Below are 21663 nucleotides of genomic sequence, written 5' to 3' on the forward strand. Positions count from 1 at the left end.
ATCGGCACGGCACGGGATCCCCGCCGCCGGTAGGCTCCGACTATGACCCAGCCGATCCTCGTCGCGTGCGCCCACGGAACCAGCAACTCCGAGGGCAAGGCCGCCATCCTGCGCGTCGTCGACGGGCTTCGCGTGGCCCGCCCCGAGGTGACCGTGCTCGACGCCTACGTCGACGTCCACGGCCCCGAGCTGCCCAACGTCGTCGGCGGCCTGCCCGCGGGGGCGCCCGCCGTCGTCGTCCCTTTGCTCCTGAGCGTCGGGTACCACGTCAAGGTAGACATCGGCAGGGCGGTCAAGTCCCGCGAGCGAACGACGGCGGCCGCTCCCCTCGGCCCCGATCCCCGCCTCGCGCGCGTGCTCGCCGAGCGCCTTGCGCAGGCGGGCCTCGCCGCGGAGGACGCGGTTGTGCTCGCCGCGGCGGGCTCCTCGAACCCGGCGGCGGCGGAAGACGTCGAGCGCCTCGCCGACATGCTGCGGCATCTCGTTCCCAACCGCATCCTGGCTGCGTACGGCGCGAGCGCCGAGCCGAGCGTTCCGGACGCGGTCGCCGAGCTCCGGGCCGAAGAAGTCGGCCGGGTTGTGGTCGCGAGCTATCTCCTCGCGCCCGGCTACTTCCACGATCAGCTCGCGAAGGCTGGCGCGGACGTCGTCGCCGCGCCGCTGCTTCCGGCCGCCGAGGTAGCCGAGATCGCGCTCGAGAGGTTCGACGAGGCCCTCGCCCGCCTCTGAGGGGCGTCACGCGCCACGCATTCCCCGTGACGCGAATGCGAAGAAATGTTTCCCCCGGTGACATCCCGTTGCACTCACTCTGGGGACACGCCGATGGCTGTCCGTACCCTCGAAACATGACTGACGCCACCCTCGCGCGCCCCGAACGCGGTGCAACCAAGCCGGCGCGCCCGCGCTCGTCGAAGCCCAACGGGCAGTGGAAGATCGACGGCACGGAGCCGCTCAACGGCAATGAGGCGTGGAAGCAGGAGGACGGCGGGCTCAGTGTTCGCGAGCGGATCGAGACGATCTACGCGAAGGGCGGATTCGACTCGATCGACCCTACCGACCTCCACGGGCGCTTCCGCTGGTGGGGCCTCTACACGCAGCGCAAGCCGGGGATTGACGGCGGCAAGACCGCGACGCTTGAGCCGGAGGAGCTTGAGGACCGCTACTTCATGATGCGCGTGCGCATCGACGGTGGCGCGCTCACGACCGAGCAGCTCCGAGTGATCGGCGGGATTTCGCGCGACTTCGCGCGCGGCACCGCAGACATCACGGACCGCCAGAACATCCAGCTGCACTGGGTCGAGGTCGAGGACGTGCCGGAGATCTGGCGCCGTCTCGAGGCCGTCGGGCTGCACACGACCGAGGCATGCGGCGACGTCCCGCGCGTCATCCTCGGCTCGCCCGTGGCCGGCATCTCCGCGGACGAGATCATCGACCCGACGCCGCAGATCCGCGAGATCGCCGAGCGTTACATCGGCGACGAGAGCTTCGCGAACCTCCCGCGCAAGTTCAAGTCGGCGATCACAGGCCATCCGAGCCAGGACGTGGTCCACGAGATCAACGACATCGCCCTCGTGGGCGTCGTCCACCCCGAGCTCGGCCCGGGCTACGACCTGTGGGTCGGCGGCGGGCTGTCGACGTCGGCGCATCTCGCCGTGCGCCTCGGCACGTTCGTGGAGCCCTCGCGCGCCGCCGAAGTGTGGGCGGGCGTCACGAGCATCTTTCGCGACTACGGCTACCGCCGCCTGCGCAACCGCGCGCGCCTCAAGTACCTCGTGCAGGACTGGGGCGCCGAGAAGTTCCGGCAAGTGCTGGAGACTGAGTACCTTTCGTCTCCGCTGCCTGACGGACCCGCGCCAGAGAAGCCGACGACGCCGGGCGACCACGTGGGCGTGCACGCCCAGAAGGATGGCCGCTTCTACGTCGGCGCGACGCCGACCGTCGGCCGCGTGTCCGGCGACGTGCTCCTCAAGCTCGCCGACCTCATCGAGGCGCACGGCTCGCAGCGGCTCCGCACGACGCCGCACCAGAAGATCGTGGTCCTCGACGTCGAGCAGGAGCGTGTCGAGTCGCTCGTGGCCGGACTCGAGGAGATCGGCCTGTACGCGAACCCGAGCCCGTGGCGGCGATCGACGATCGCGTGCACGGGCATCGAGTACTGCAAGCTCGCGATCGTCGACACGAAGGACACCGCGACCGCGGCCGTGGCAGAGCTCGAGAAGCGCTTCGCACCCGAGAGCAGCGCGGGCACGGGTGCTGAGCAAGGTGCTGAGAACAACAGCGCGAACGCGCTCCTCAAACCCTTGACTCTTCACGTCAACGGCTGCCCGAACTCGTGCGCGCGCATCCAGACGGCGGACATTGGCCTCAAGGGCCAGCTCCTGCCCGACGGCAACGGTGGCCAGACCCCTGGCTTCCAGGTGCACCTCGGCGGCGGCCTCGCGTCCGACATTCGCTCGGAGGCCGGTACCGGGCGCACCGTCCGCGGCCTCAAGGTCACGACGGAGGACCTTCCCGACTACGTCGAGCGGGTCACGCGCAGCTACCTCGCGGGCCGCGCCGACGAGAACCAGAGCTTTGCCGAATGGGCCCTCGCGGCCGAGGAGGAGGCACTCCAATGAGCAGCACCCCGACCGACGTCCAGATCAAGCCAGCCAAGCGCTCGGCGGACGAGCTCCGCGCCCTCGCCGAGGCCGGCGCCGCCGAACTCGGCTGGGACGCGTCCGCCGAGGAGGTCATCGCCTGGGTGGCGAGGAACTTCGCGACGGAGGCCGCCGCCGTCGCCTGTTCGATGGCCGACGCCGTGCTGCCCGCGCTCGTCGCGGACCAGCTGCCCGGCGTCGACGTGCTGTTTCTCGACACGGGGTACCACTTCCCCGAGACGTACCAGACGCGGAACGAGGTCGCGGAGAACCTGCGCGTCAACATCGTGGACGTGCTTCCGAAGCAGACCGTCGCCGAGCAGGACGCCGCCGAGGGCAAGGATCTCTTCTCCCGCGACCCGGCCCGCTGCTGCGCGCTCCGCAAGGTCGAGCCGCTGCACCGCGTGCTTGCCGGCTACGAGCTGTGGTTCACGGGCGTGCGCCGGGACGAGGCGCCGACCCGGACGAACACGCCGCTCGTGACGTTCGACGAGAAGAACGGCCTCGTCAAGGTCAACCCGGTCGCGGCATGGTCCTTCGACGAGCTCGTGCAGTACTCCGAAGACAACATCCTGCCCGTCAACCCCCTCCTGGCTCAGGGGTTCCTCTCGATCGGCTGCGCGCCGTGTACCCGCGCGGTGGCCCCAGGAGAAGACCCCAGAGCCGGCCGATGGTCCGGAACCGACAAGACAGAATGCGGACTTCACGTATGAGCACCTACACCAAAGAGAGCCTCGGCGCGGTCGAGGAGCTGAGCGAGGCTGACGTGACCACCGAGGCTGGAGCGGGCAATGCCGCCCCGGGAGTGGCATCGGGCCTTAACGAGCCGCGCGCTGGGCTGATCGCAGATCAGCCGCGCGGCGAAGGGGCGGGGGCGGCATTGCCCGCGGAAGCCGGAGCCGCGCCGGACGCCGCAGGGCACCTGGGACTCCTCGACGCGCTCGAGGCCGAGTCCATTCACATCATCCGCGAGGTTGTCGCCGAGTTCGAGCGTCCCGCGATGCTGTTCTCCGGCGGCAAGGACTCCGTGGTCATGCTGCACCTCGCGGCCAAGGCGTTCTGGCCCGGGAAGGTCCCGTTTCCCGTGCTGCACGTGGATACTGGCCACAACTTCCCTGAGGTCCTCGACTTCCGCGACCGCACGGTCGCGCGGCTCGGGCTCAAGCTCGTGGTGGGCTCGGTTCAGGAGTACATCGACCGCGGCGAGCTCCAGGAGCGTGCCGACGGGACGCGCAACCCGCTCCAGACCGTGCCGCTGCTCGACACGATCACGGCGAACAAGTTCGACGCCGTGTTCGGCGGCGGCCGCCGAGACGAGGACAAGGCCCGCGCCAAGGAGCGCATCCTCTCGCTGCGCGACGAGTTCGGCCAGTGGGACCCGCGCAACCAGCGGCCCGAACTGTGGAACCTGTACAACGGCCGCCACACCGTAGGCCAGCATGTGCGCGCGTTCCCCATCAGCAACTGGACCGAGCTCGACATCTGGCGCTACATCGAGCGCGAGGGCATCGAGCTGCCGAGCATCTACTACGCCCACGACCGCGAGGTGTTCCAGCGCGACGGCATGTGGCGCGCTGTCGGCGAGGCGAGCCTCCCGCGCGAGGACGAGGACGTCGTCGTGCGCACGGTGCGGTACCGCACGGTGGGCGACATGTCCTGCACGGGCGCCGTGCTCTCGGACGCCTTCACGGTGGCCGATGTGGTGCGCGAGGTCGCGGCCTCGACCCTCACGGAGCGCGGGGCGACCCGCGCCGACGACCGGATCTCCGAGGCGGCGATGGAAGACCGCAAGAAGGACGGGTACTTCTGATGACTGCTTCTCTGGACGCTTCGCTCGACCTGCCGACGCTCGAGCAGGGCACGCTCTTCCGCTTCGCGACCGCGGGCTCGGTCGACGACGGAAAGTCGACCCTCGTGGGCCGTCTTCTGCACGACTCGAAGGCGATCCTCGCCGACCAGCTCGACGCCGTGGCCCGCACGTCCGAGGCGCGTGGCTTCGGCGGCGAGAAGGGCGGGCTCGACCTCGCGCTGCTCACCGACGGCCTGCGCGCCGAGCGCGAGCAGGGCATCACGATCGACGTCGCGTACCGCTACTTCGCGACCGACCGCCGCACGTTCATCCTCGCCGACTGCCCCGGTCACGTGCAGTACACGAAGAACACGGTGACGGGCGCGTCCACGGCCGACGCCGTCGTGCTCCTCATCGACGCCCGCAAGGGCGTGCTCGAGCAGACCCGCCGGCACCTCTCCGTCGCGGCGCTGCTCCGCGTGCCGCACGTCGTCGTCGCCGTCAACAAGATCGACCTCGTCGACTTCTCGGAGGCTGTCTTTTCAACCATTTCCGCGGATGTCGCGCGGGTTGCGGGGGAGCTGGGCCTGCGCGAGGCTGTCGCCGTGCCGGTGTCCGCGCTCGACGGCGACAACGTTGTGGACCGCTCCGACCGCACTCCGTGGTACGAGGGGCCGACGATGCTCGAGCTCCTTGAGACGCTTCCGAACACCGACGAGCTCGATGACGCCCAGGAGGCATTCCGCTTCCCGGTCCAGACCGTGCTCCGCCCGCAGGGCGCGCTCGCGCCGGGCCTCGACGAGGACGAGTTCCGCGACTACCGCGCGTACGCGGGCCAGATCACCGAGGGCATCGTCCGCGTGGGCGACCGCGTCACCGTCGTGACCCCGGGCCAGACCGCGCGGGAGACGATCGTGGCGGGCATCGACGTCGCCGGTCGTTCGCTGCGGGAGGCCGCGGCGCCGCTGTCCGTTGCGCTGCGGCTCGCGGACGAGTTCGACGTCGCCCGCGGGGACACGATCGCGGCCGCCGGGACGCTCCCCGAGAGCACTGCGGACCTTTACGGATCGCTGTGCTGGCTCTCGACCAAGCCCCTGCGCGAGGGCGCGAAGGTCCTCGTGAAGCACGGGACATCGACGGTTCGGGCCCTCGTGCGCTCGGTCTCCGGCCGCCTTGATCTGGACACCTTCCAGGTCACGCCCGCCTCCGGCCTCGAGCTCAACGACATCGGCGAGGCGCAACTCCGGCTCGCCGCGCCGCTCCCGCTCGAGCCCTACGCGGCGCACCGCCGCACGGGTGCGTTCCTCGTGATCGACCCGCAGGACGGCGCTACGCTCGCCGCCGGCATGGTCCGCGAGCATCCCGGCGACTCCGAGGACGAGCGGTACTGGATCTAAGGTCGCCCTCGCTGGGCTCGCCTTCGAGGCGAACGACGACGGCGCCCGTCACCTTCGCGGTGGCGGGCGCCGCCGCGTTCCTGCCCGTTGTTCGGGGCGGCCCGACGCCGGTTCACCGCATTGACGCCGGTTCGCTGCATCGACGGGGGTTGCACCCGGCGAGTGGGCGGAGAGTCGGCGCTGCCGCAGCTATCCGGCGGAACTGCGGCCAACCGGCTCGTCCCGCGAAGCGCCGTCCTCCTGTGTGACGCCGTCGTCCTGTGTGGCGCCGTCTTGTGTGACGCCGTCTTGTGTGACGCCGCGTGACGCACCGTGACTGACCGTGACCGGGACCTTGGGGCGCCCGAAGGCCGTCCTTACGCTGGAATGCATGTCCCGCAGAACCATGACCCGCGCCATGGGGCGAATGCCCCGATGTCGGGCCTGTCGCTAGGCCCCTACAAGACCTTCGACCCTTCGCTGCGAGAACCCCGAGGACTCACCCGATGAGCAAGAGCCCTGCCCCCGACACCGAGACTGAGAGTCAGTCCAAGACCGTCCGCATCACCGCCGATTCCGGCTCGACCCGCACGAAGCGGGGGCGGGGCCTGTGGATCGGACTTGGTGCGGCCGTCGTCGTCCTTCTTGCCGCGGTCGCGGCGTTGGCGACGGCGACCGCGAACCAGACCGCGAGCAAGCCGAGCCAGTCCGCGGCCGCCCAGAACGGGACACCCGCGGCCCAGCTCAAGCTCGGATATTTCGGCAACGTCACGCACGCGCCGGCGCTCATCGGCGTGGGGCAGGGCCTAATCGCCGACGCGCTCAAAGCCGCCGGTACGAACAGCCTCACGACCCAGGTCTTCAACGCCGGCCCGGCCGCGATCGAGGCGCTCAACGCGGGCGCGATCGACGCCGCCTACCTCGGCCCGAACCCCGCGATCAACTCGTTCGTGCAGAGTCACGGCGAGTCGATCTCAGTGATCGCGGGCGCGGCGGCGGGCGGGGCCCAGCTCGTCGTCAAGCCCGGCATCAACTCGGCCGCGGACCTCAAGGGCAAGAAGCTCGCGAGCCCGCAGCTCGGCGGCACCCAGGATGTCGCGCTGCGCGCTTGGCTCGCACACCAGGGCCTCAAGACCACGCCGAACGGCACGGGGGACGTCACGATCAACCCGACGGACAACGCCCAGACCCTCAAGCTGTTCCAGAACGGCCAGCTCGACGGCGCGTGGCTGCCCGAGCCGTGGGCGTCCCGCCTGGTCCTGCAGGCCGGCGGGAAGGTCCTCGTGGACGAGAAGACGCTCTGGGACGGGTCCCAGACCGGCAAGCCAGGCCTCTTCCCGACCACGATCCTCATCGTGAGCAAGAAGTTCGCCGCCGACCACCCGCAGACCGTCGAGGCGCTCCTGAAGGGCGACGTCGCCGCCATCACCTGGCTCAACAAGGCGACCCCGGCGGACAAGGCTCAGGCCGTCAACGCAGGCCTCAAGGCGGCTGCGGGCCAGGAGCTGCCCGCGGATGTCATCAACCGCGCGCTCGAGAACATCACGTTCACCGTGGACCCGCTTGCGGGCGCGTACCCGAAGCTGCTCCAGGACGGGGTCGCGGCGGGCGTCACGAAGACCGCCGACCTCAACGGCCTCTTCGATCTGACCGCGCTCAACCGGGTCTCGGGCCAGCCCAAGGTCAGCGCCGCAGGACTGGGACAGGACTAGGAGCCACGTATGACCGTACTGCTCGAGAACCTCGGCAAGCGCTTCGGCGACGGCGCGCCCGTGCTCGACGGCGTGAACGCCACCATCCACACGGGCGAGTTCGTGGCCCTTCTGGGCGCGTCCGGCTGCGGCAAGTCGACGCTGCTCAACATCATCGCGGGTCTCGAGCGGCCATCGGCTGGCGCACTTGAGGTGCCCGCGGACGGCGCCGCGTTCATGTTCCAGGACGCCGCGCTCTATCCGTGGCTCACGGCCCGGGGCAACGTCGAGCTTGCGCTCAAGCTGCGCGGCGTCGACAAGGCGGAGCGGCGCTCCCGCGCGACCGAACTCCTCGACCTCGTCCACCTGGGCGAGGCCGCGGACAAGCGCCCCCACGAGCTCTCGGGCGGCATGCGCCAGCGCGTCGCCCTGGCCCGCGCGCTGAGCCAGGACCGCGAGGTCCTCCTCATGGACGAGCCGTTCGCAGCGCTCGACGCCATCACACGCGACCTCCTGCACGAAGAGCTCACGCGCATCTGGCGCGAGACAGGCCGCACCATTATTTTTGTCACCCACAATGTGCGCGAGGCCGTGCGCCTCGGGCAGCGCGTCCTCCTGCTCTCGTCCCGCCCGGGACGCGTTGTGAGCGAGTGGGATGTGCCCGACGTCGTCAAGGACGACGCCGCAGCTGTCGCCGCCCTGACGGCGGACATCACGACCCGCCTGCGCGAGGAGATCCGACGCCATGGCAAGTAATGTGACCGAACTCGACCGTCCGCAGCGGGCGGCGGGAATAGACGGTGCCCCCGCGCCCGAGGAGGTGGCCGTGCCGATCGAGGCATCCGCCGACGAGCTCCGCGCCCTCGAGGCCGGCCTCGACGAGCTTCAGTCCGAACGCTCCCTCCGCCAGCGTGACTGGAGCCGCGTCCTGCTCCCGGTGGGCGCCGTCGTCGTCCTCGCGCTCGTCTGGCAGATCGTCGCGTCCCTCGGCCTCAAGCGGCATGACCTCGTGCCGGGCCCCCTCGATGTCGCGGCGGCTCTCGGCCAGCTGTGGAACGAGGGTCAGGTGCAGCAGGCCATCGCCACCTCGCTCGGCCGCGGCCTCCTCGGCTTCGTCGTCTCGGTGCTCGTCGGCACGCCGCTCGGCCTCCTGCTCGCGCAGGTCCGGCCCCTCCGCCGTGCGTTCGGCCCGCTCGTCTCCGGCCTCCAGGTCCTGCCGTCTGTCGCGTGGGTCCCCGCCGCGATCATCTGGTTCGGGCTCACGGACGCGACTGTGTACTTCGTGGTGCTCATGGGCGCCATCCCGTCGATCGTGAACGGCCTCATCGCCGGGGTGGACCAGATTCCGCCGCATTACCGCTCGGTCGCGAAGGTCCTCGGTGCCTCACGGCTCGAGCTCGCGCTCCAGGTGATCCTCCCGGCGTCGTTGCCCGGCTACGTCGCGGGCCTCAAGCAGGGCTGGGCGTTCTCGTGGCGCTCGCTCATGGCGGCGGAGATCATCGCCGTCGGCGGCTCGCTCGGCTTCGGGCTCGGCTCGCTCCTCGACCAGGGGCGTACGTTGAGCGACATGGGCATCGTCATGGGCGCGATCCTCGCGATCCTCGCCGTCGGGATCCTCGTCGAGCTGCTCGTGTTCGGTCCGGTCGAGCGCAGGCTGTTGGCCCGGCGTGGACTTCTTGCGGGAGGCTCGCGATGAGCGGCCGCGATCTCTTCCCGACCTCGCTCCGGCTCCTCGGGAAGCCGGTCGTCGTCGTCGGCGCGGGCCGTGTGGCGGGCCGACGCGTGCGCGCGCTCCTCGACGCGGGCGCCGTCGTCACCGTCGTCGCACCGGAGGCGGGCGACGACGTCGCTCGGCTCGCCGCAGCCGGCCTCCTCACGTGGGTGCGCCGGGGTTACGAGAGCTCGGACCTCGACGGCGCATGGTTCGCGCAGACGGCGACGGGCGTGCCCGAGGTCGACGCGCGGGTCGCGGCGGATGCCGAGGCGCGCCGCGTGTGGTGCGTCAACGCCTCGGACCACGAGACCTCGACGGCATGGACTCCCGCGTCGGCGCGCGTCGACGACGTCACGATCGCCGTCAACGCCGGGGGAGACCCGCGCCGGGCCAAGGCGCTCAAGGACGCGATCGTGCTTGCGCTCAAAACCGGGCTGCTCCCGCTGCGCCGGCACCGGCGCGGCCCGCACTACGGCCCAGGCCGCGTCGCGCTCGTCGGGGGTGGGCCGGGGGATCCCGGGCTCATCACCGTTCGCGGCCGGCAGCTGCTCGCGGAGGCGGACGTCGTCGTCGCCGACCGGCTCGGGCCGCGCGGGCTGCTCGAGGAACTCGGGCAGGGCGTGCGAGTCATCGAGGTTGGCAAGGCCCCGGGCGCGCATACCGCCACTCAGGAGGAGATCAACCGCATCCTCGTCGACGAGGCGCTTGCCGGGAACGTCGTCGTGCGGCTCAAGGGCGGCGACCCGTACGTCCTGGGCCGCGGTGGCGAGGAGGCCGAGTTCTGCCGTGAGCACGGCGTCGACGTCGAGGTGGTCCCCGGGGTCACGAGCGCGATCTCGGTACCGGCCGCCGCCGGGATTCCCGTCACGCACCGCGGCTTGGCGACGGGATTCAGCGTCGTGACCGGGCACGAGGAACTCGCTGAGCTGCCCGCGCGGCCCGACCACACGATCGTGCTCCTCATGGGAGTGCGGCGTCTCGAGCATTCCGTCAAGCAGCTGCGCCATCGCGGGCTCTCTGCCGAGACCCCCGTCGCGATCGTCGAGAGGGGCTGGACGCCGCAGCAGCGTGTCACGATTGGCACGCTCGGAGGAATCGCGGACCAAGCGGCCCGCGTGGGCGTGGCCAACCCGGCCGTGATCGTGATCGGCGACGTCGTGCGCGTGAGTCCGTTCGCGCCGGCGCATTTTCGTCTAACCCACCCCGCCGCCCTAACCCACCCCGCCGCCCATATCCTCTAACACCCCCCCCGCGATTGTCGGGTTGTGCAGGGTGTCGAGCCCCGCAACCCTGCACAACCCGACAATTGCCGAGATCGAAGGAACACCGCAGTGTCGAACACCAACCCCGCCCCCGCCCGAGGCACGGCCGAGCGCGGTTCCGTGCAACGCGGTTCTTCGCAGCGCGGTTCTGTGCAACGCGGTTCTGTGCAGCGTCCGCTGCGAATCGCCGTCGTCGGCTCCGGCCCGGCCGGCGTCTACGCCGCGGACCTGCTGACCAAGAGCGCGCCCGTCGCGTCCGGCGAGCTCACGCTCAGCATCGACCTCTTCGACCGCTACCCGGCGCCGTACGGCCTCATCCGCTACGGCGTCGCACCGGACCACCCGCGCATCAAGGGCATCGTCAACGCCCTGCACAAGGTCCTGGACCGCGGCGATATCCGGTTCTTCGGCAACGTCGACTACGGCACGGACCTCTCGCTCGAGGACTTCCGCCGCCACTACGATGCCGTCATCTTCGCGACCGGCGCGATCAAGGACGCGGACCTCAACATTCCTGGCATCGAGCTCGAGGGCTCGTTCGGCGCTGCGGACTTCGTTTCGTGGTACGACGGCCACCCCGACGTCTCGCGCGAGTGGCCCCTCGACGCGAAGGAGATCGCGGTGATCGGCAACGGCAACGTGGCCCTTGACGTCGCACGCGTGCTCTCGAAGCACGCCGACGAGCTCCTCGTGACCGAGATCCCCGACAACGTCTACCGGATCCTCAAGGAGTCCCCGGTCACGGACGTGCACGTCTTCGGCCGCCGCGGGCCCGCGCAGGTCAAGTTCACGCCGCTCGAGCTCCGCGAGCTCTCCCACTCGCATGACGTCGACATCGTGCTCTACCCCGAGGACTTCGAGTTCGACGAGGCCTCCGACCGCGAGATCCAGACGAACAACCAGGTCAAGACCATGGTCGGCACGCTGACCAACTGGATCGCCGAGCAGCCCGAGGAGCCTTCGGAGCTCACGGCGTCGCGCCGCCTGCACCTGCACTTCCTGCACAGCCCGGTCGAGATCGTGGACTCCGCCGAAACGCCGGGCCGCGTGGCAGGGATCCGCTTCGAGCGGACCGAGCTCGACGGCACGGGCAATGTGCGCGGCACGGGGGAGACCCAAGAGTACCCGGTCCAGGCCGTGTACCGCGCGATCGGCTACTTTGGCTCGACTCTTCCCGACGTCGAGTTCGACCACCGCCGAGGGGTCATCCCGAACGACGGCGGGCGTGTGCTCGACGCCGACGGCGCCTTCGTGCCGGGCGTCTACGCGACGGGCTGGATCAAGCGCGGTCCCGTAGGCCTCATCGGCCACACGAAGGGCGACGCGCTTGAGACCATCGGCCACCTCCTCGACGTTCGCGAGGAGCTGCCTGCCGCCATCGAGCCGGCGGAGGACGCCGTCGTCGCGCTCCTCGCCGGCCGTGGAGTCGACTACACGACGTGGGAGGGCTGGCTCGCCCTCGACGCACACGAGAAGGCGCTCGGCGCCGCCGCCGAGCCCGCCCCGACCCACAAGGGGTCCGTCGCGCGCGAACGCGTCAAGGTCGTCTCGCGCGAGGAGATGGTCGCGATCTCGAACGAGGGCGCGGCCGTCACGGCGGGCTGACGCCCGTTCGTTCGGGGCGCTGCCCCTCCGTTCAGGGGTCACCTCTTGTGGGTGTTTTCCCGTCCAAGGGTCACGTTCCGTCGGTTCAACCCGCAGGACGTGACCCTTGGACGTTGGTGCACCCGCAGGAGGTGACCCCTGAACGCGGGGGCTACGCCGCCGAGCCGCCAAGGTACGCGCGATGCAGGAGCTCGGAGTCGTCCCGAAGCGCCGAGGCAGGACCGTGATAGCCCACCTTGCCGCCGGCCACGACGAGCGCCTCCCGGGCGATGCCGAGCGCGAGGTGCGTGAACTGCTCGACGAGCAGGACTCCGGCGCCCGACTGGGCAAGCTCCTCGACGTACGGCAGGAGGCGCATGAACACGACGGGGGCGAGGCCGAGCGACATCTCGTCGATGAGCAGGAACCTCGGCTTTGCAGCGAAGGCACGGGCGAGCACGACCATCTGCTGCTCGCCGCCCGAGAGGAGCGCGGCGGGCGAGTTGATCCGCTTCTCAAGCTCGGGGAAGCGCCCGATCGCGGCATCCATGTCCGCACCCGTCCGCGCGGTGAGCGAGAGGTTCTCGCGGACCGTGAGGGAGGGGAATACCGCCCGGCCCTGTTCGATGTGCAGGAGGCCGCGCTTGACCCGGGCCACGCGTGAGAGCTTCTCGATCGGGTCTCCGTCGAGGACGATGCGCCCGCCGGAGACCCCGACGACGCCCGAGATCCCGTCGAGCAGGCTCGTCTTGCCAGCCCCGTTGGGGCCCACGAGGGCGGTCACCTCGCCGGGCGTGACGGTCAGCGAGACGTTGGCGATGACGGGGCCGGCCCCGCGGCTCACCGTGACGTTGTCGACGACGAGAGAACTCACAGCATCTCCGTTTCGCCCATGTAGGCCTTGATGACGGCGGGATTGGCGAGGACCTCGTCCTGCGGGCCGCTCGCGAGCACCTTGCCGAAGTCGAGCACGGTCAGCTGGCTGCACACGGCGCGGACAAGGTCGAGGTCGTGTTCGATGAGCACGACGGACATTCCGTAGGTCGAGGGCAGCGTCCGCAGCCGCTCCCCGAGGGCCACGTGCTCCTCATGTGAGAGGCCGGCGGCCGGCTCGTCGAGAACGAGCACGCTCGGCTTCGCGGCGACGTTGGCGGCGACTTCGATCAGCCGACGCGTCCCGATGTCCGCGGTCGAGAGTCGGGTCCCCGCCGAAGGGCAGCCGAAGAAGCCGAGGACGTCGGCGAGCTCGGCATCGCTCACATGCCGGCGCGCGACAAAACGCACGTACGCCCCGACCGTGAGCGACGGCGGCACACGGTCCTGCTGGAACGTGCGCCGCAGGCCGAGGCGCGCCCGGTGGGTGGGGGAGAGACCCTTGAGGGGCGTTCCGCCGAGGCTCATCGTGCCAGTCGCCTGGGGCAGGAACCCGGAGATCGCGTCGACGAACGTCGACTTGCCCGCACCGTTCGGGCCGATGAGGCCCATGACGGTGCCCGCGGGCACCTCGACGTTGACGTCGTCGAGCGCTTTGAGGGCGCCGAACTGGACGGTGAGATGGTCGACGGCGAGCGCGAGCCCGTGCGCCGGACGTCCGCTCCCCGCGGTGCCCGCAGCCAAGGGCGACGACGGCGACGGCGCAGCGGCGGGCGACGACCCGCCGTCGTGCGTGCCCCCGCGATCATCGAGGCCCCGGGCGCCGGGACCCGCGGAGGCGGGCGCGGCCTCGACCGGTGCCGTCGTGCCGCTGCGGGGGGCGACCCGGCCGCGGCGCTTCCACCACGCGTTGCGGATCTCCTCGCCGAGGTTGGTGCCGCTCGTGAGCGCCTGGACGCCGAGCGCGCCGAAGATCACGAACCCCCAGTCCTGCGGGATGCCGAAGCGCTTGAGGAGCTCGGGCACGAGAACCCACATGATGCCGCCGAAGACCGCCATGTCGATGAGCTGGGTGCCGCTCATCACGGCGAGCACGTACAGCGCGAGCGACTGGATCGGCGTGAAGCTCGAGGGGAACGGAAGCTGCACCTGCCCGGCAAGGAGGCCGCCGGAGACGCCGCCGAGCGCCGCGGAGACCGCGAACGCGGTGAGCTTGGCCGTACGGACACTCTGCCCGACGGCGGCGGTCCCGCGCTCGGAGAACGCGACGGACTTCCAGCTCGCGCCCCAGCGGCTGCGCTGGAGCCAGAAGACGCCAAGCGCGCACACCACGAGCACGATGACGCTGAAGAAGAAGAACTGACGGTCGTCCGAGAAGGCGTCGGGGCGTTCGACGGGGATCCCGTCCTTCGAGCCGGGGAACTGGATCTGCTGGAGGGTCACGTCGGCCGCCGCGGCGAAGCCGAGCGTGACGACGGCGAGGTTGACGCCGCGCAGGCGCAGCGCGGGCAGGCCGACGAGAATCCCCGCGGCTCCCGCCGCGATCCCGCCCGCGACGAGCCACACGATGAAGCCGCCCGGCGCCTCCATCACATTGAGAAGCGAGACGACCCACGCGCCGACGGCGGCGAACGTGAGCTGGCACAGGGCGATCATGCCGGCCGAGCCGGTCACGATGCCGAGGCCGAGGAGGGCGATCGCGGCCGTGACGGCCGAGACGGCGAAGAAGACGAAATAGCCCGAGAGCGAGATGCTCAGGACATACCCCACGACGAGGGCGGCGACGGCGGCCAGCAGGGGCCAGCCGCGGACGAGGCTGGTATTAGCGCGCAGAGTCCCACACCTCCTTTCGCTGCGTCCAGAGCAGCAGCACGACGATGAACAGGAAGGGGAGGAAGTTGCGGATGAGCGCGACCTCCTCGATCTGGGCGACGAGACCCGAGAGCACCCCGAGCGCAAGTCCGCCGACGACGGCGAGGCCCGGCCGCGTGAAGCCGCCGAGGAGCGCCGCGGCCGAGGCGGGGACGATGAGCATCGCGAGGCTCGTCGCGTCGTTCGACTGCGAGGGGGCCACGATGACGATCGCGATCGCACTGATCACGCCGGTGGCGGCCCACACGGCGATCGAGAGGGGCTTGGACGGGATGCCGAGCAGTTCGGCCGTGGTCGGCCGCTCGGAGAGGGCGCGCAGCTGCGTTCCGACGGCCGTCTTCGTGAGGATGAGCTGCACCGCGACGGCGACGACGACCGCGAGCAGGACCATGACCACGGTCACCTGGCTCACGACGACGCCCCCGAATTCGAAGGCGGGGCCCCCGAGGATCGGGCTGAACGGCTGCGGCTTGTTCCCGAAGAGGATGAAGGAGAGCGAGATGAGCAGCAGGAGAGGCCCGACGGTCATCGCCGAGCGCGCCGTCGTGCTCGCTTCGGAGAGCCACGTCGCGGCGATCCAGCCGATCGCCGCGGAGAGCGCACCCGCGAGGAGGATCCCGAGCACGGAGCCCAGCCAGATCGGGAGGCCCGCGGCCGTGACAAGCCAGACGGCGACGAACGCACCGAACATGCCCGTCGCGGCCTGCGAGAAATTCACGACCCGCACGAGCCGGGACATGAGCGTGAGGCACACGGCGAGCGCGGCGTAGAGTCCCCCGGCGGCGAGGCCGGCGAGCGCGCCTTGCAGCATGGACTTTCCTTCTTTCGATTCAGGAACGGCGAACGGTGAAGCGTGAGGGGCGAGCCGTCGTCGAACGTCGGCCCACCCCCCACGGCGCTGTGCTGTGCTGTTATTGGGGCAGCTTGATCCAGTCGGATCCGCTCGACTGCCACGCGTTCGTGCCGCTCGCGAGCTTGATCGGCCAGGCGGCCGTGTTGTTCGCGTGGGTCGAGGCGGTGCCGAACGTGTACGGCGTGCCGACCATCGGGTTCTGGATGGGCTGCAGCTCGTGGAGGGCCTTCGTCACGGATTCACGGGTGACGTCGCCCTTGATGCCCTGGAGGGCCTGGATGAGGTACTTCGCGGAGAGGAACCCACCCTGGCTGAACGAGGTCAGCGGGATGTTGTTCTTCGTCATGAGGTCGCGCCATTCCTTGTTGATCTGGTTGGACGCATCCGTGAACGGGTAGAACTCGGCCGGCACGTAGATGCCCGATCCGGCGTTCGAGACGGCCTTCGCAAAGTTGTCGCTGTAGACGCTCGTCAGGTAGAGCCACGTCACGTCGTTCCAGCCCTGCGCGTTGGCGGCCTTGACCTGGGCGACGGCGTCGGGCTCGATCGCGTTGATTGCGACGGACTTGCAGCCCGCGTTCTTGGCCTTGACGATGTACGGCGTGAAGTCGGACGCCCCGACCTGGACCGTGTCGTCGATGTAGAACGGCTTCTTGCCGGTGGCCTTCGACCAGGTGTCGATCGCGCCTTGGTACGCGGGGCGGGTCGATCCGGCGATTTCGAGGAGCACGCAGATCTTGTCGAGGTTCAGCTTCTCGGAACCGTAGAAGAGCGTGAGCGCCATGTCGTTGTACGGGCCGAGGTTGGCGGGGGAGATATTCGGGCTGTTGAAGCATCCTGGGTCGACCCCGATGCCGGGAATCGAGAGGATCTTCTGCTGCTCGTAGTACTTCTGGTTGACCTGGCACTCGAGGAGGCTGGCCGAGCCGGCGAGCGCGACCGCGTTGTCGCTGCCCACCAGTTCGCGGGCGCTCGCTGAGGCGGTCGCGGGGTCGCCCTTGTCGTCGAACGTCTTGTAGTCGATCTTCCGGCCGTTGAGTCCGCCGGCCTGGTTGAACGCGTCGAAGACCGCGGCGGCGGCCTGGCTCGCCTCGGGGAACGTTGCCGGACCGCTGCGGGTGTTGATCGAGCCCACGACGATGGGGGAGTTCGAGGAGCTGCTGCTGCTCGCTCCGCCGCAGCCGCTCAGCACCAGGGCTGCCGCGGCGAGAGCCGCGACGCCGATCACGCGTCGATTCATCGAATATCTGCCTCTCGATTGCCGCTTTTCAGGGGGATGCGGCGTCGTTCGTCACCCGCTCTTGCAGGGTGCCGTTGATGCGATGTGATGCAGTTTCCATCGCACGGGAGGCGGGGGACATGTCGTTGAGTGCATGACGCTTGTCTGTCCGGGCACGCATGTGTCGCGGGTCACCGGCGGAAGGTGACCCCTGGGTGGAGCGGAACCCGCGGAAGGTGACCCCTGGGTGGAGCGGAACCCGCGGAAGGTGACCCCTGGATTAGGATTTCGCGACGCGCCGGACCGCGATGGCCAGGAACAGCTGGACCCTGTCGGCAGTCACGGCCGGATCGTAGCCCGTGAGCTCGGCGATCTGCGCGAGCCGGTACCGCACGGTGTTCCGGTGCAGGTTCAGCTCGTCGGCAACCGCCGCGACCGATCCGTTGAGGTTGAGGTACGCCTCGAGCGTGTGGACGAGCTCGGAGCCGTGCTGTTTGTCGAAGCGGACGAGCGGCCCGATGGCCTCCCCGGCCATGTCCGCGAGCGGGACGTCCTCGCTCGAGAGGAGGAGCGAGGTCAGGCTCAGGCGCTCGGGTTCGTTGACCTCAAGCCCCCGTGCGGCAGCCTCCTTGGCCTCGAAGTAGCTCCAGCGGAGCCCGTTGGGCTTCGTGTAGCTGCCGCCGATCCCGATCGTCGCGTGGATGCCAGCCTCGACCAGATGGTCCGCCAGGTTCCGTGCGAGCTTGGGGGCGCGGCCGCCGTCGTCCTCGATGACGACCACCAGGTCGTGGTCCACGATCGCGCTCACGGCGCCGTCGATCGCTGCGGGCAGCGTCGTGCCGCGGAGATTCTTGTGGTGCGCCGCCGATTCGGCGAGCAGCACGACGTTGCGCTTCGTCGAATTGACGCCCACCCCAGCGAGGCGGCGGGACGCCTCGTCGGTGTCCAGGGCGCCGCGGACGACGTCGGCCATCACCTGCCCTGCGAGCGCTCGCTGGGCCTGACGCTGCTTCGTGAGGTTGTTGAGCTCGATGCTGATGAGGTTCTGGGCGTAGCCGACGATCCCCGAATCGTCGAACGGCTTCTTGGCCCACAAGGTGCACGCGTCGCGGCGGCCGGTCGGCACGGGGAACGGGACCCAGCGGTCCATCGTCGGGGCTCCGGCGTCCTTGCTGCTCGAGTACAGCTCAGCGGTGAACTGCGTGAGGACGAGCTCGGTGCCGAGCATTTCCCCGAGGTGCTTGAGCAGCTCGGGGAGGCCGCCGCCAGTGAGAAGGGATCGGGCCAGGACCTGGTGGTCGGCGATGAGCTTCTCGAGCTTCGCGAAGTGGTCCGCCGAGTGGGAGTCCGCCACGAGCTTCCCGAGCGCGATGAAGGGCGTCTGATACGGGACCTCGATGACGGGCAGCCCCCAGCGGTTGGCCTCCGCTACGAGTGCGGGAGGGACGACCTCGTGCCCGAGCCCCACACCGAAGCCGATCCCGACGGCGCCCGACCGCTGCAGGATGCGGACGAACCGCCGCTGCTCCTCCGCAGTCCGCTGGCGCACGCCGGTCGTAAGGACGAGCTCGCCGCCGCTGAGGAACGTCGCAGGGTTTTCCTGTTCGGTGACCGCGACCCACGCGATCTCGCGGCCGAGTGTCGAGGTCGCGGAGCCCGCGAGAGAGAGCCCGAGGCCAGGGGCATTGAGCAGCGCGGAGAGGGTGAGAGCCATGCGTGGATTATAGATTGAACGCGTTAGTCGATCGCACGATAAGTCATTCCTGGCCCAGTGCATTCGGCCATACTGGTTGTGGCGTGGGTCGCCTAGTCTCGTGGAGGGCCGAATGGCCGGACAGACTAGCTCACCCAGCCAACAAGGAAATGACACCGTGGTCCAGACCCTGCAGAACTTCATCGACGGCGAGTTCGTGACCCCCGTCGGTGCCGAGGTCCTCGACGTCGTCAACCCGACGAACGGCGAGGTCGTCGCGAAGGCACCGATCTCCGTGCTCGACGACGTCGACGCCGCGATGGCCGCCGCCGAATCCGCCTTCGCGACGTGGAAGCACGTGACGCCGGGCGAGCGGCAGCGCCTCCTCCTCAAGCTCGCGGACGCGATCGAGGCGGCAAGCGACGAGCTCGTCGAGGCTCAGCACCGCAACACGGGCCAGGTCCGCTCGCTCATCGCCTCTGAGGAAGTCGCGGCCGGCGCCGACCAGCTCCGTTTCTTCGCGGGCGCCGCGCGCCTGCTCGAGGGGAAGTCGGCCGGCGAGTACTTCGAGGGCCACACGTCGTTCGTGCGCCGCGAGCCGATCGGCGTCGTCGCGCAGGTCGCCCCGTGGAACTACCCGTTCCTCATGGCGATCTGGAAGATCGGCCCCGCGCTCGCGGCCGGCAACACGGTTGTCCTCAAGCCTTCGGACACGACGCCCGAATCGACCCTCGTCCTCGCCCGCCTCATCAAGGACATCTTCCCGGCCGGCGTCGTCAACGTCGTCCTCGGGAACGCAGTGACGGGCTCGCTCATGGTCGGGCATCCGATTCCGGGCCTCGTCTCGATCACGGGCTCGGTCCGCGCCGGCATCGCCGTCGCGACCGGCGCCGCGAAGGGCCTCAAGCGCTCGCACCTCGAGCTCGGCGGCAAGGCCCCCGCCGTCGTCTTCGCAGACGCCGACCTCAAGAAGTCCGCCGCGGCGATCGCGGAGTTCGCGTTCTTCAACGCGGGCCAGGACTGCACGGCGATCACGCGCGTCCTCGTGGAGGAGCAGGCCCACGACGAGTTCGTCCGCCTCATGGTCGAGCACACGAAGACGCTCGAGACCGGCCACGCGAACGACGAAGAGAACTACTTCGGCCCGCTCAACAACGTGAACCACTTCAACGCCGTCAACCACGTGATCGAGTCGCTCCCGCAGTACGCGACCGTCGAAACCGGCGGACACCGCGCGGGGGAGAAGGGCTTCTTCTTCGAGCCCACGATCATCACGGGCGTCCACCAGGACGACGACGTCGTCCAGAAGGAGACGTTCGGGCCCGTCGCCACGGTCCAGAAGTTCGCAACCGAGGCCGAGGCCGTCCAGCTCGCGAACGACGTTGAGTACGCGCTCGCCTCGAGCGTGTGGACGTCGAACCACGGCCGTGCGATGCGGCTCGCCCGCGACCTCGACTTCGGGGCCGTCTGGATCAACACCCACATCCTGCTCACCGCGGAGATGCCGCACGGAGGCTTCAAGCAGTCCGGCTACGGCAAGGACCTCTCGATGTATTCGGTCGAGGACTACACGCGCGTCAAGCACGTCATGAGCAACCTCGACGCGTGAGCTCGAGCCCCTCCGGCACACGCGCAGCGCCGGGCACACGCCTTTGGCGCCCTAGAAAGGAGAACCAACACCCATGGACATCACGTACCGCCTCGAGCAGAAGCGCCAGGTCCTCAAGGACTTCCCCGGCCCCAAGTCTCTCGAGCTCGCCGCCCGCCGCGCCGCGAGCGTCGCGAAGGGCGTCGCCTCGACCGTTCCGGTCTACGTCGCGGACGCCGACGGCGGCGTCATCCACGACGTCGACGGCAACTCGTTCATCGACTTCGGCTCGGGCATCGCGGTGACGACCGTGGGCGCCTCGGACGCAGCCGTCGTCGGCGCCGTCAAGGAGCAGGTCGAGCACTTCACGCACACGTGCTTCATGGTCTCCCCGTACGAGGGCTACGTCGCCGTCGCCGAGAAGCTCAACCAGCTCACGCCGGGCGAGCACGAGAAGCGCACCGTCCTGTTCAACTCGGGCGCCGAGGCGGTCGAGAACGCGGTCAAGATCGCGCGCGTCGCGACGGGCCGCAACGCCGTCGTCGCGTTCGACCACGCCTACCATGGCCGCACGAACCTCACGATGGGCCTCACTGCGAAGGCCATGCCGTACAAGTACGGCTTCGGCCCGTTCGCGAGCGAGATCTACCGCGTGCCGATGAGCTACCCGTTCCGCGAGGAGAACGCCCAGATCACGGGCAAGGAGGCCGCCGAGCGCGCGATCCTGGCGATCCAGAAGCAGATCGGATCCGACCAGGTCGCGGCGATCATCATCGAGCCGGTGCAGGGCGAGGGCGGCTTCATCGTCCCGGCCGACGGCTTCCTTCCGCGCATCGCCGAGTTCGCGAAGGAGAACGGGATCGTCTTCATCGCCGACGAGATCCAGTCCGGCTTCTGCCGCACGGGCGAGTGGTTCGCGGTCCAGCACGAGGGCGTCGTTCCGGACCTCATCACGACGGCGAAGGGCATCGCGGGCGGCCTGCCGCTCTCCGCGGTCACGGGACGCGCGGAGCTGCTCGACGCCGTCCACGGCGGCGGCCTCGGCGGCACGTACGGCGGAAACCCGGTCGCGTGCGCAGCGGCCATCGCCGCGATCGAGACGATGGAGACGCAGGACCTCCGCGGCCGCGCCCGCGAGATCGAGGCGATCGTCAAGGGCCGCCTCGGCGCGCTCCGCGACGAGCTCGGCGACGGCATCATCGGCGACATCCGCGGCCGCGGCGGCATGCTCGCGATCGAGTTCGTCAAGGCCGGCAGCGCGACGACGACGAAGCAGCCGGACGCCGAGGTCACGAAGAAGATCGCCGACTACTGCCTCAAGGAGGGCGTCATCATCCTCACGTGTGGCACGTACGGCAACGTGATCCGGCTGCTCCCGCCGCTCGTGATCGGCGACGAGCTCCTGGCCGACGGTCTCGACGTCCTCGAGGCAGCTATCCGCGCCAACTCCTGACGTCCGCGCACGGACCCGACACCGGCGCGCCCTCACCAAGGGCGCGCCGGTGTCGTA

17 protein-coding genes are annotated in these 21663 nt (G+C 69.8%); 12 read left to right on the forward strand and 5 right to left on the reverse strand.

Features of this window, described 5'->3' with window-relative positions; all coding sequences use genetic code 11:
• Positions 1–42 precede the first annotated feature (42 nt).
• The 10 genes from RBS12_RS05055 to RBS12_RS05100 all read left to right on the forward strand — a co-directional run bounded on the left by RBS12_RS05055 (position 43) and on the right by RBS12_RS05100 (position 12076).
• Positions 43–729 carry a CbiX/SirB N-terminal domain-containing protein gene (locus RBS12_RS05055; RefSeq protein WP_307964988.1) on the forward strand — a complete coding sequence of 229 codons (687 nt, stop codon included), beginning with the start codon at positions 43–45 and terminating at the stop codon, positions 727–729.
• 116 nt (positions 730–845) lie between these two features.
• Positions 846–2618 carry a nitrite/sulfite reductase gene (locus RBS12_RS05060; RefSeq protein WP_307964989.1) on the forward strand — a complete coding sequence of 591 codons (1773 nt, stop codon included), beginning with the start codon at positions 846–848 and terminating at the stop codon, positions 2616–2618.
• The gene (locus RBS12_RS05065) at positions 2615–3352 is read left to right on the forward strand and encodes a phosphoadenylyl-sulfate reductase (RefSeq protein WP_307964990.1); all 738 of its coding nucleotides are present in this window, start codon (positions 2615–2617) and stop codon (positions 3350–3352) included. Before RBS12_RS05060 ends, RBS12_RS05065 begins: the two co-directional genes overlap by 4 nt.
• Positions 3349–4449 carry a sulfate adenylyltransferase subunit CysD gene (gene cysD / locus RBS12_RS05070; RefSeq protein WP_307964991.1) on the forward strand — a complete coding sequence of 367 codons (1101 nt, stop codon included), beginning with the start codon at positions 3349–3351 and terminating at the stop codon, positions 4447–4449. The genes RBS12_RS05065 and cysD overlap by 4 nt, the downstream gene beginning before the upstream one ends.
• On the forward strand, positions 4449–5825 hold the full coding sequence (locus RBS12_RS05075) for a GTP-binding protein (RefSeq protein WP_307964992.1): 1377 nt from the start codon (positions 4449–4451) through the stop codon (positions 5823–5825). The genes cysD and RBS12_RS05075 overlap by 1 nt, the downstream gene beginning before the upstream one ends.
• Before the next feature lie 485 nt (positions 5826–6310).
• A complete protein-coding gene (locus RBS12_RS05080; RefSeq protein WP_307964993.1) occupies positions 6311–7516 on the forward strand; it encodes an ABC transporter substrate-binding protein in 1206 nt (401 codons plus the stop codon).
• A gap of 9 nt (positions 7517–7525) precedes the next feature.
• A complete protein-coding gene (locus RBS12_RS05085; protein WP_307964994.1) occupies positions 7526–8251 on the forward strand; it encodes an ABC transporter ATP-binding protein in 726 nt (241 codons plus the stop codon).
• Positions 8241–9191, forward strand: coding sequence for an ABC transporter permease (locus tag RBS12_RS05090; protein WP_307964995.1), 951 nt, complete (start codon positions 8241–8243; stop codon positions 9189–9191). Before RBS12_RS05085 ends, RBS12_RS05090 begins: the two co-directional genes overlap by 11 nt.
• The gene (cobA, locus tag RBS12_RS05095; RefSeq protein ID WP_307964996.1) at positions 9188–10450 is read left to right on the forward strand and encodes a uroporphyrinogen-III C-methyltransferase; all 1263 of its coding nucleotides are present in this window, start codon (positions 9188–9190) and stop codon (positions 10448–10450) included. The genes RBS12_RS05090 and cobA overlap by 4 nt, the downstream gene beginning before the upstream one ends.
• 171 nt (positions 10451–10621) lie before the next feature.
• The gene (locus RBS12_RS05100) at positions 10622–12076 is read left to right on the forward strand and encodes an FAD-dependent oxidoreductase (RefSeq protein ID WP_373886490.1); all 1455 of its coding nucleotides are present in this window, start codon (positions 10622–10624) and stop codon (positions 12074–12076) included.
• 151 nt (positions 12077–12227) lie between these two features.
• On the opposite strand, the gene RBS12_RS05105 is transcribed toward RBS12_RS05100, so the two are convergent.
• From RBS12_RS05105 to RBS12_RS05125, 5 genes are all read right to left on the reverse strand, one after another.
• The gene (locus RBS12_RS05105; protein WP_307964998.1) at positions 12228–12929 is read right to left on the reverse strand and encodes an ATP-binding cassette domain-containing protein; all 702 of its coding nucleotides are present in this window, start codon (positions 12927–12929) and stop codon (positions 12228–12230) included.
• Complete coding sequence (locus RBS12_RS05110; RefSeq protein ID WP_307964999.1) at positions 12926–14698, reverse strand: ATP-binding cassette domain-containing protein; 1773 nt, start codon at positions 14696–14698, stop codon at positions 12926–12928. Before RBS12_RS05110 ends, RBS12_RS05105 begins: the two co-directional genes overlap by 4 nt.
• Before the next feature lie 52 nt (positions 14699–14750).
• Complete coding sequence (locus RBS12_RS05115) at positions 14751–15611, reverse strand: branched-chain amino acid ABC transporter permease (RefSeq protein ID WP_307965000.1); 861 nt, start codon at positions 15609–15611, stop codon at positions 14751–14753.
• Between the two features lie 100 nt (positions 15612–15711).
• Entirely contained in the window at positions 15712–16893 is a 1182-nt protein-coding gene (locus RBS12_RS05120; protein ID WP_307965001.1) for an ABC transporter substrate-binding protein, read from the reverse strand.
• Between the two features lie 259 nt (positions 16894–17152).
• A complete protein-coding gene (locus RBS12_RS05125; RefSeq protein ID WP_307965002.1) occupies positions 17153–18586 on the reverse strand; it encodes a PucR family transcriptional regulator ligand-binding domain-containing protein in 1434 nt (477 codons plus the stop codon).
• 157 nt (positions 18587–18743) lie between these two features.
• On the opposite strand from RBS12_RS05125, the gene RBS12_RS05130 reads away from it, so the two are divergent.
• Together RBS12_RS05130 and gabT are read left to right on the forward strand one after the other, a co-directional pair.
• A complete protein-coding gene (locus RBS12_RS05130; RefSeq protein WP_307965003.1) occupies positions 18744–20174 on the forward strand; it encodes an aminobutyraldehyde dehydrogenase in 1431 nt (476 codons plus the stop codon).
• Between the two features lie 73 nt (positions 20175–20247).
• Positions 20248–21606: a 4-aminobutyrate--2-oxoglutarate transaminase gene (gabT, locus tag RBS12_RS05135; protein WP_307965004.1), complete on the forward strand. Its 1359-nt coding sequence runs from the start codon at positions 20248–20250 to the stop codon at positions 21604–21606.
• Positions 21607–21663: the final 57 nt, after the last annotated feature.

The organism is Sinomonas sp. ASV322 (assembly GCF_030908245.1).
Taxonomy (GTDB): Bacteria; Actinomycetota; Actinomycetes; order Actinomycetales; family Micrococcaceae; genus Sinomonas.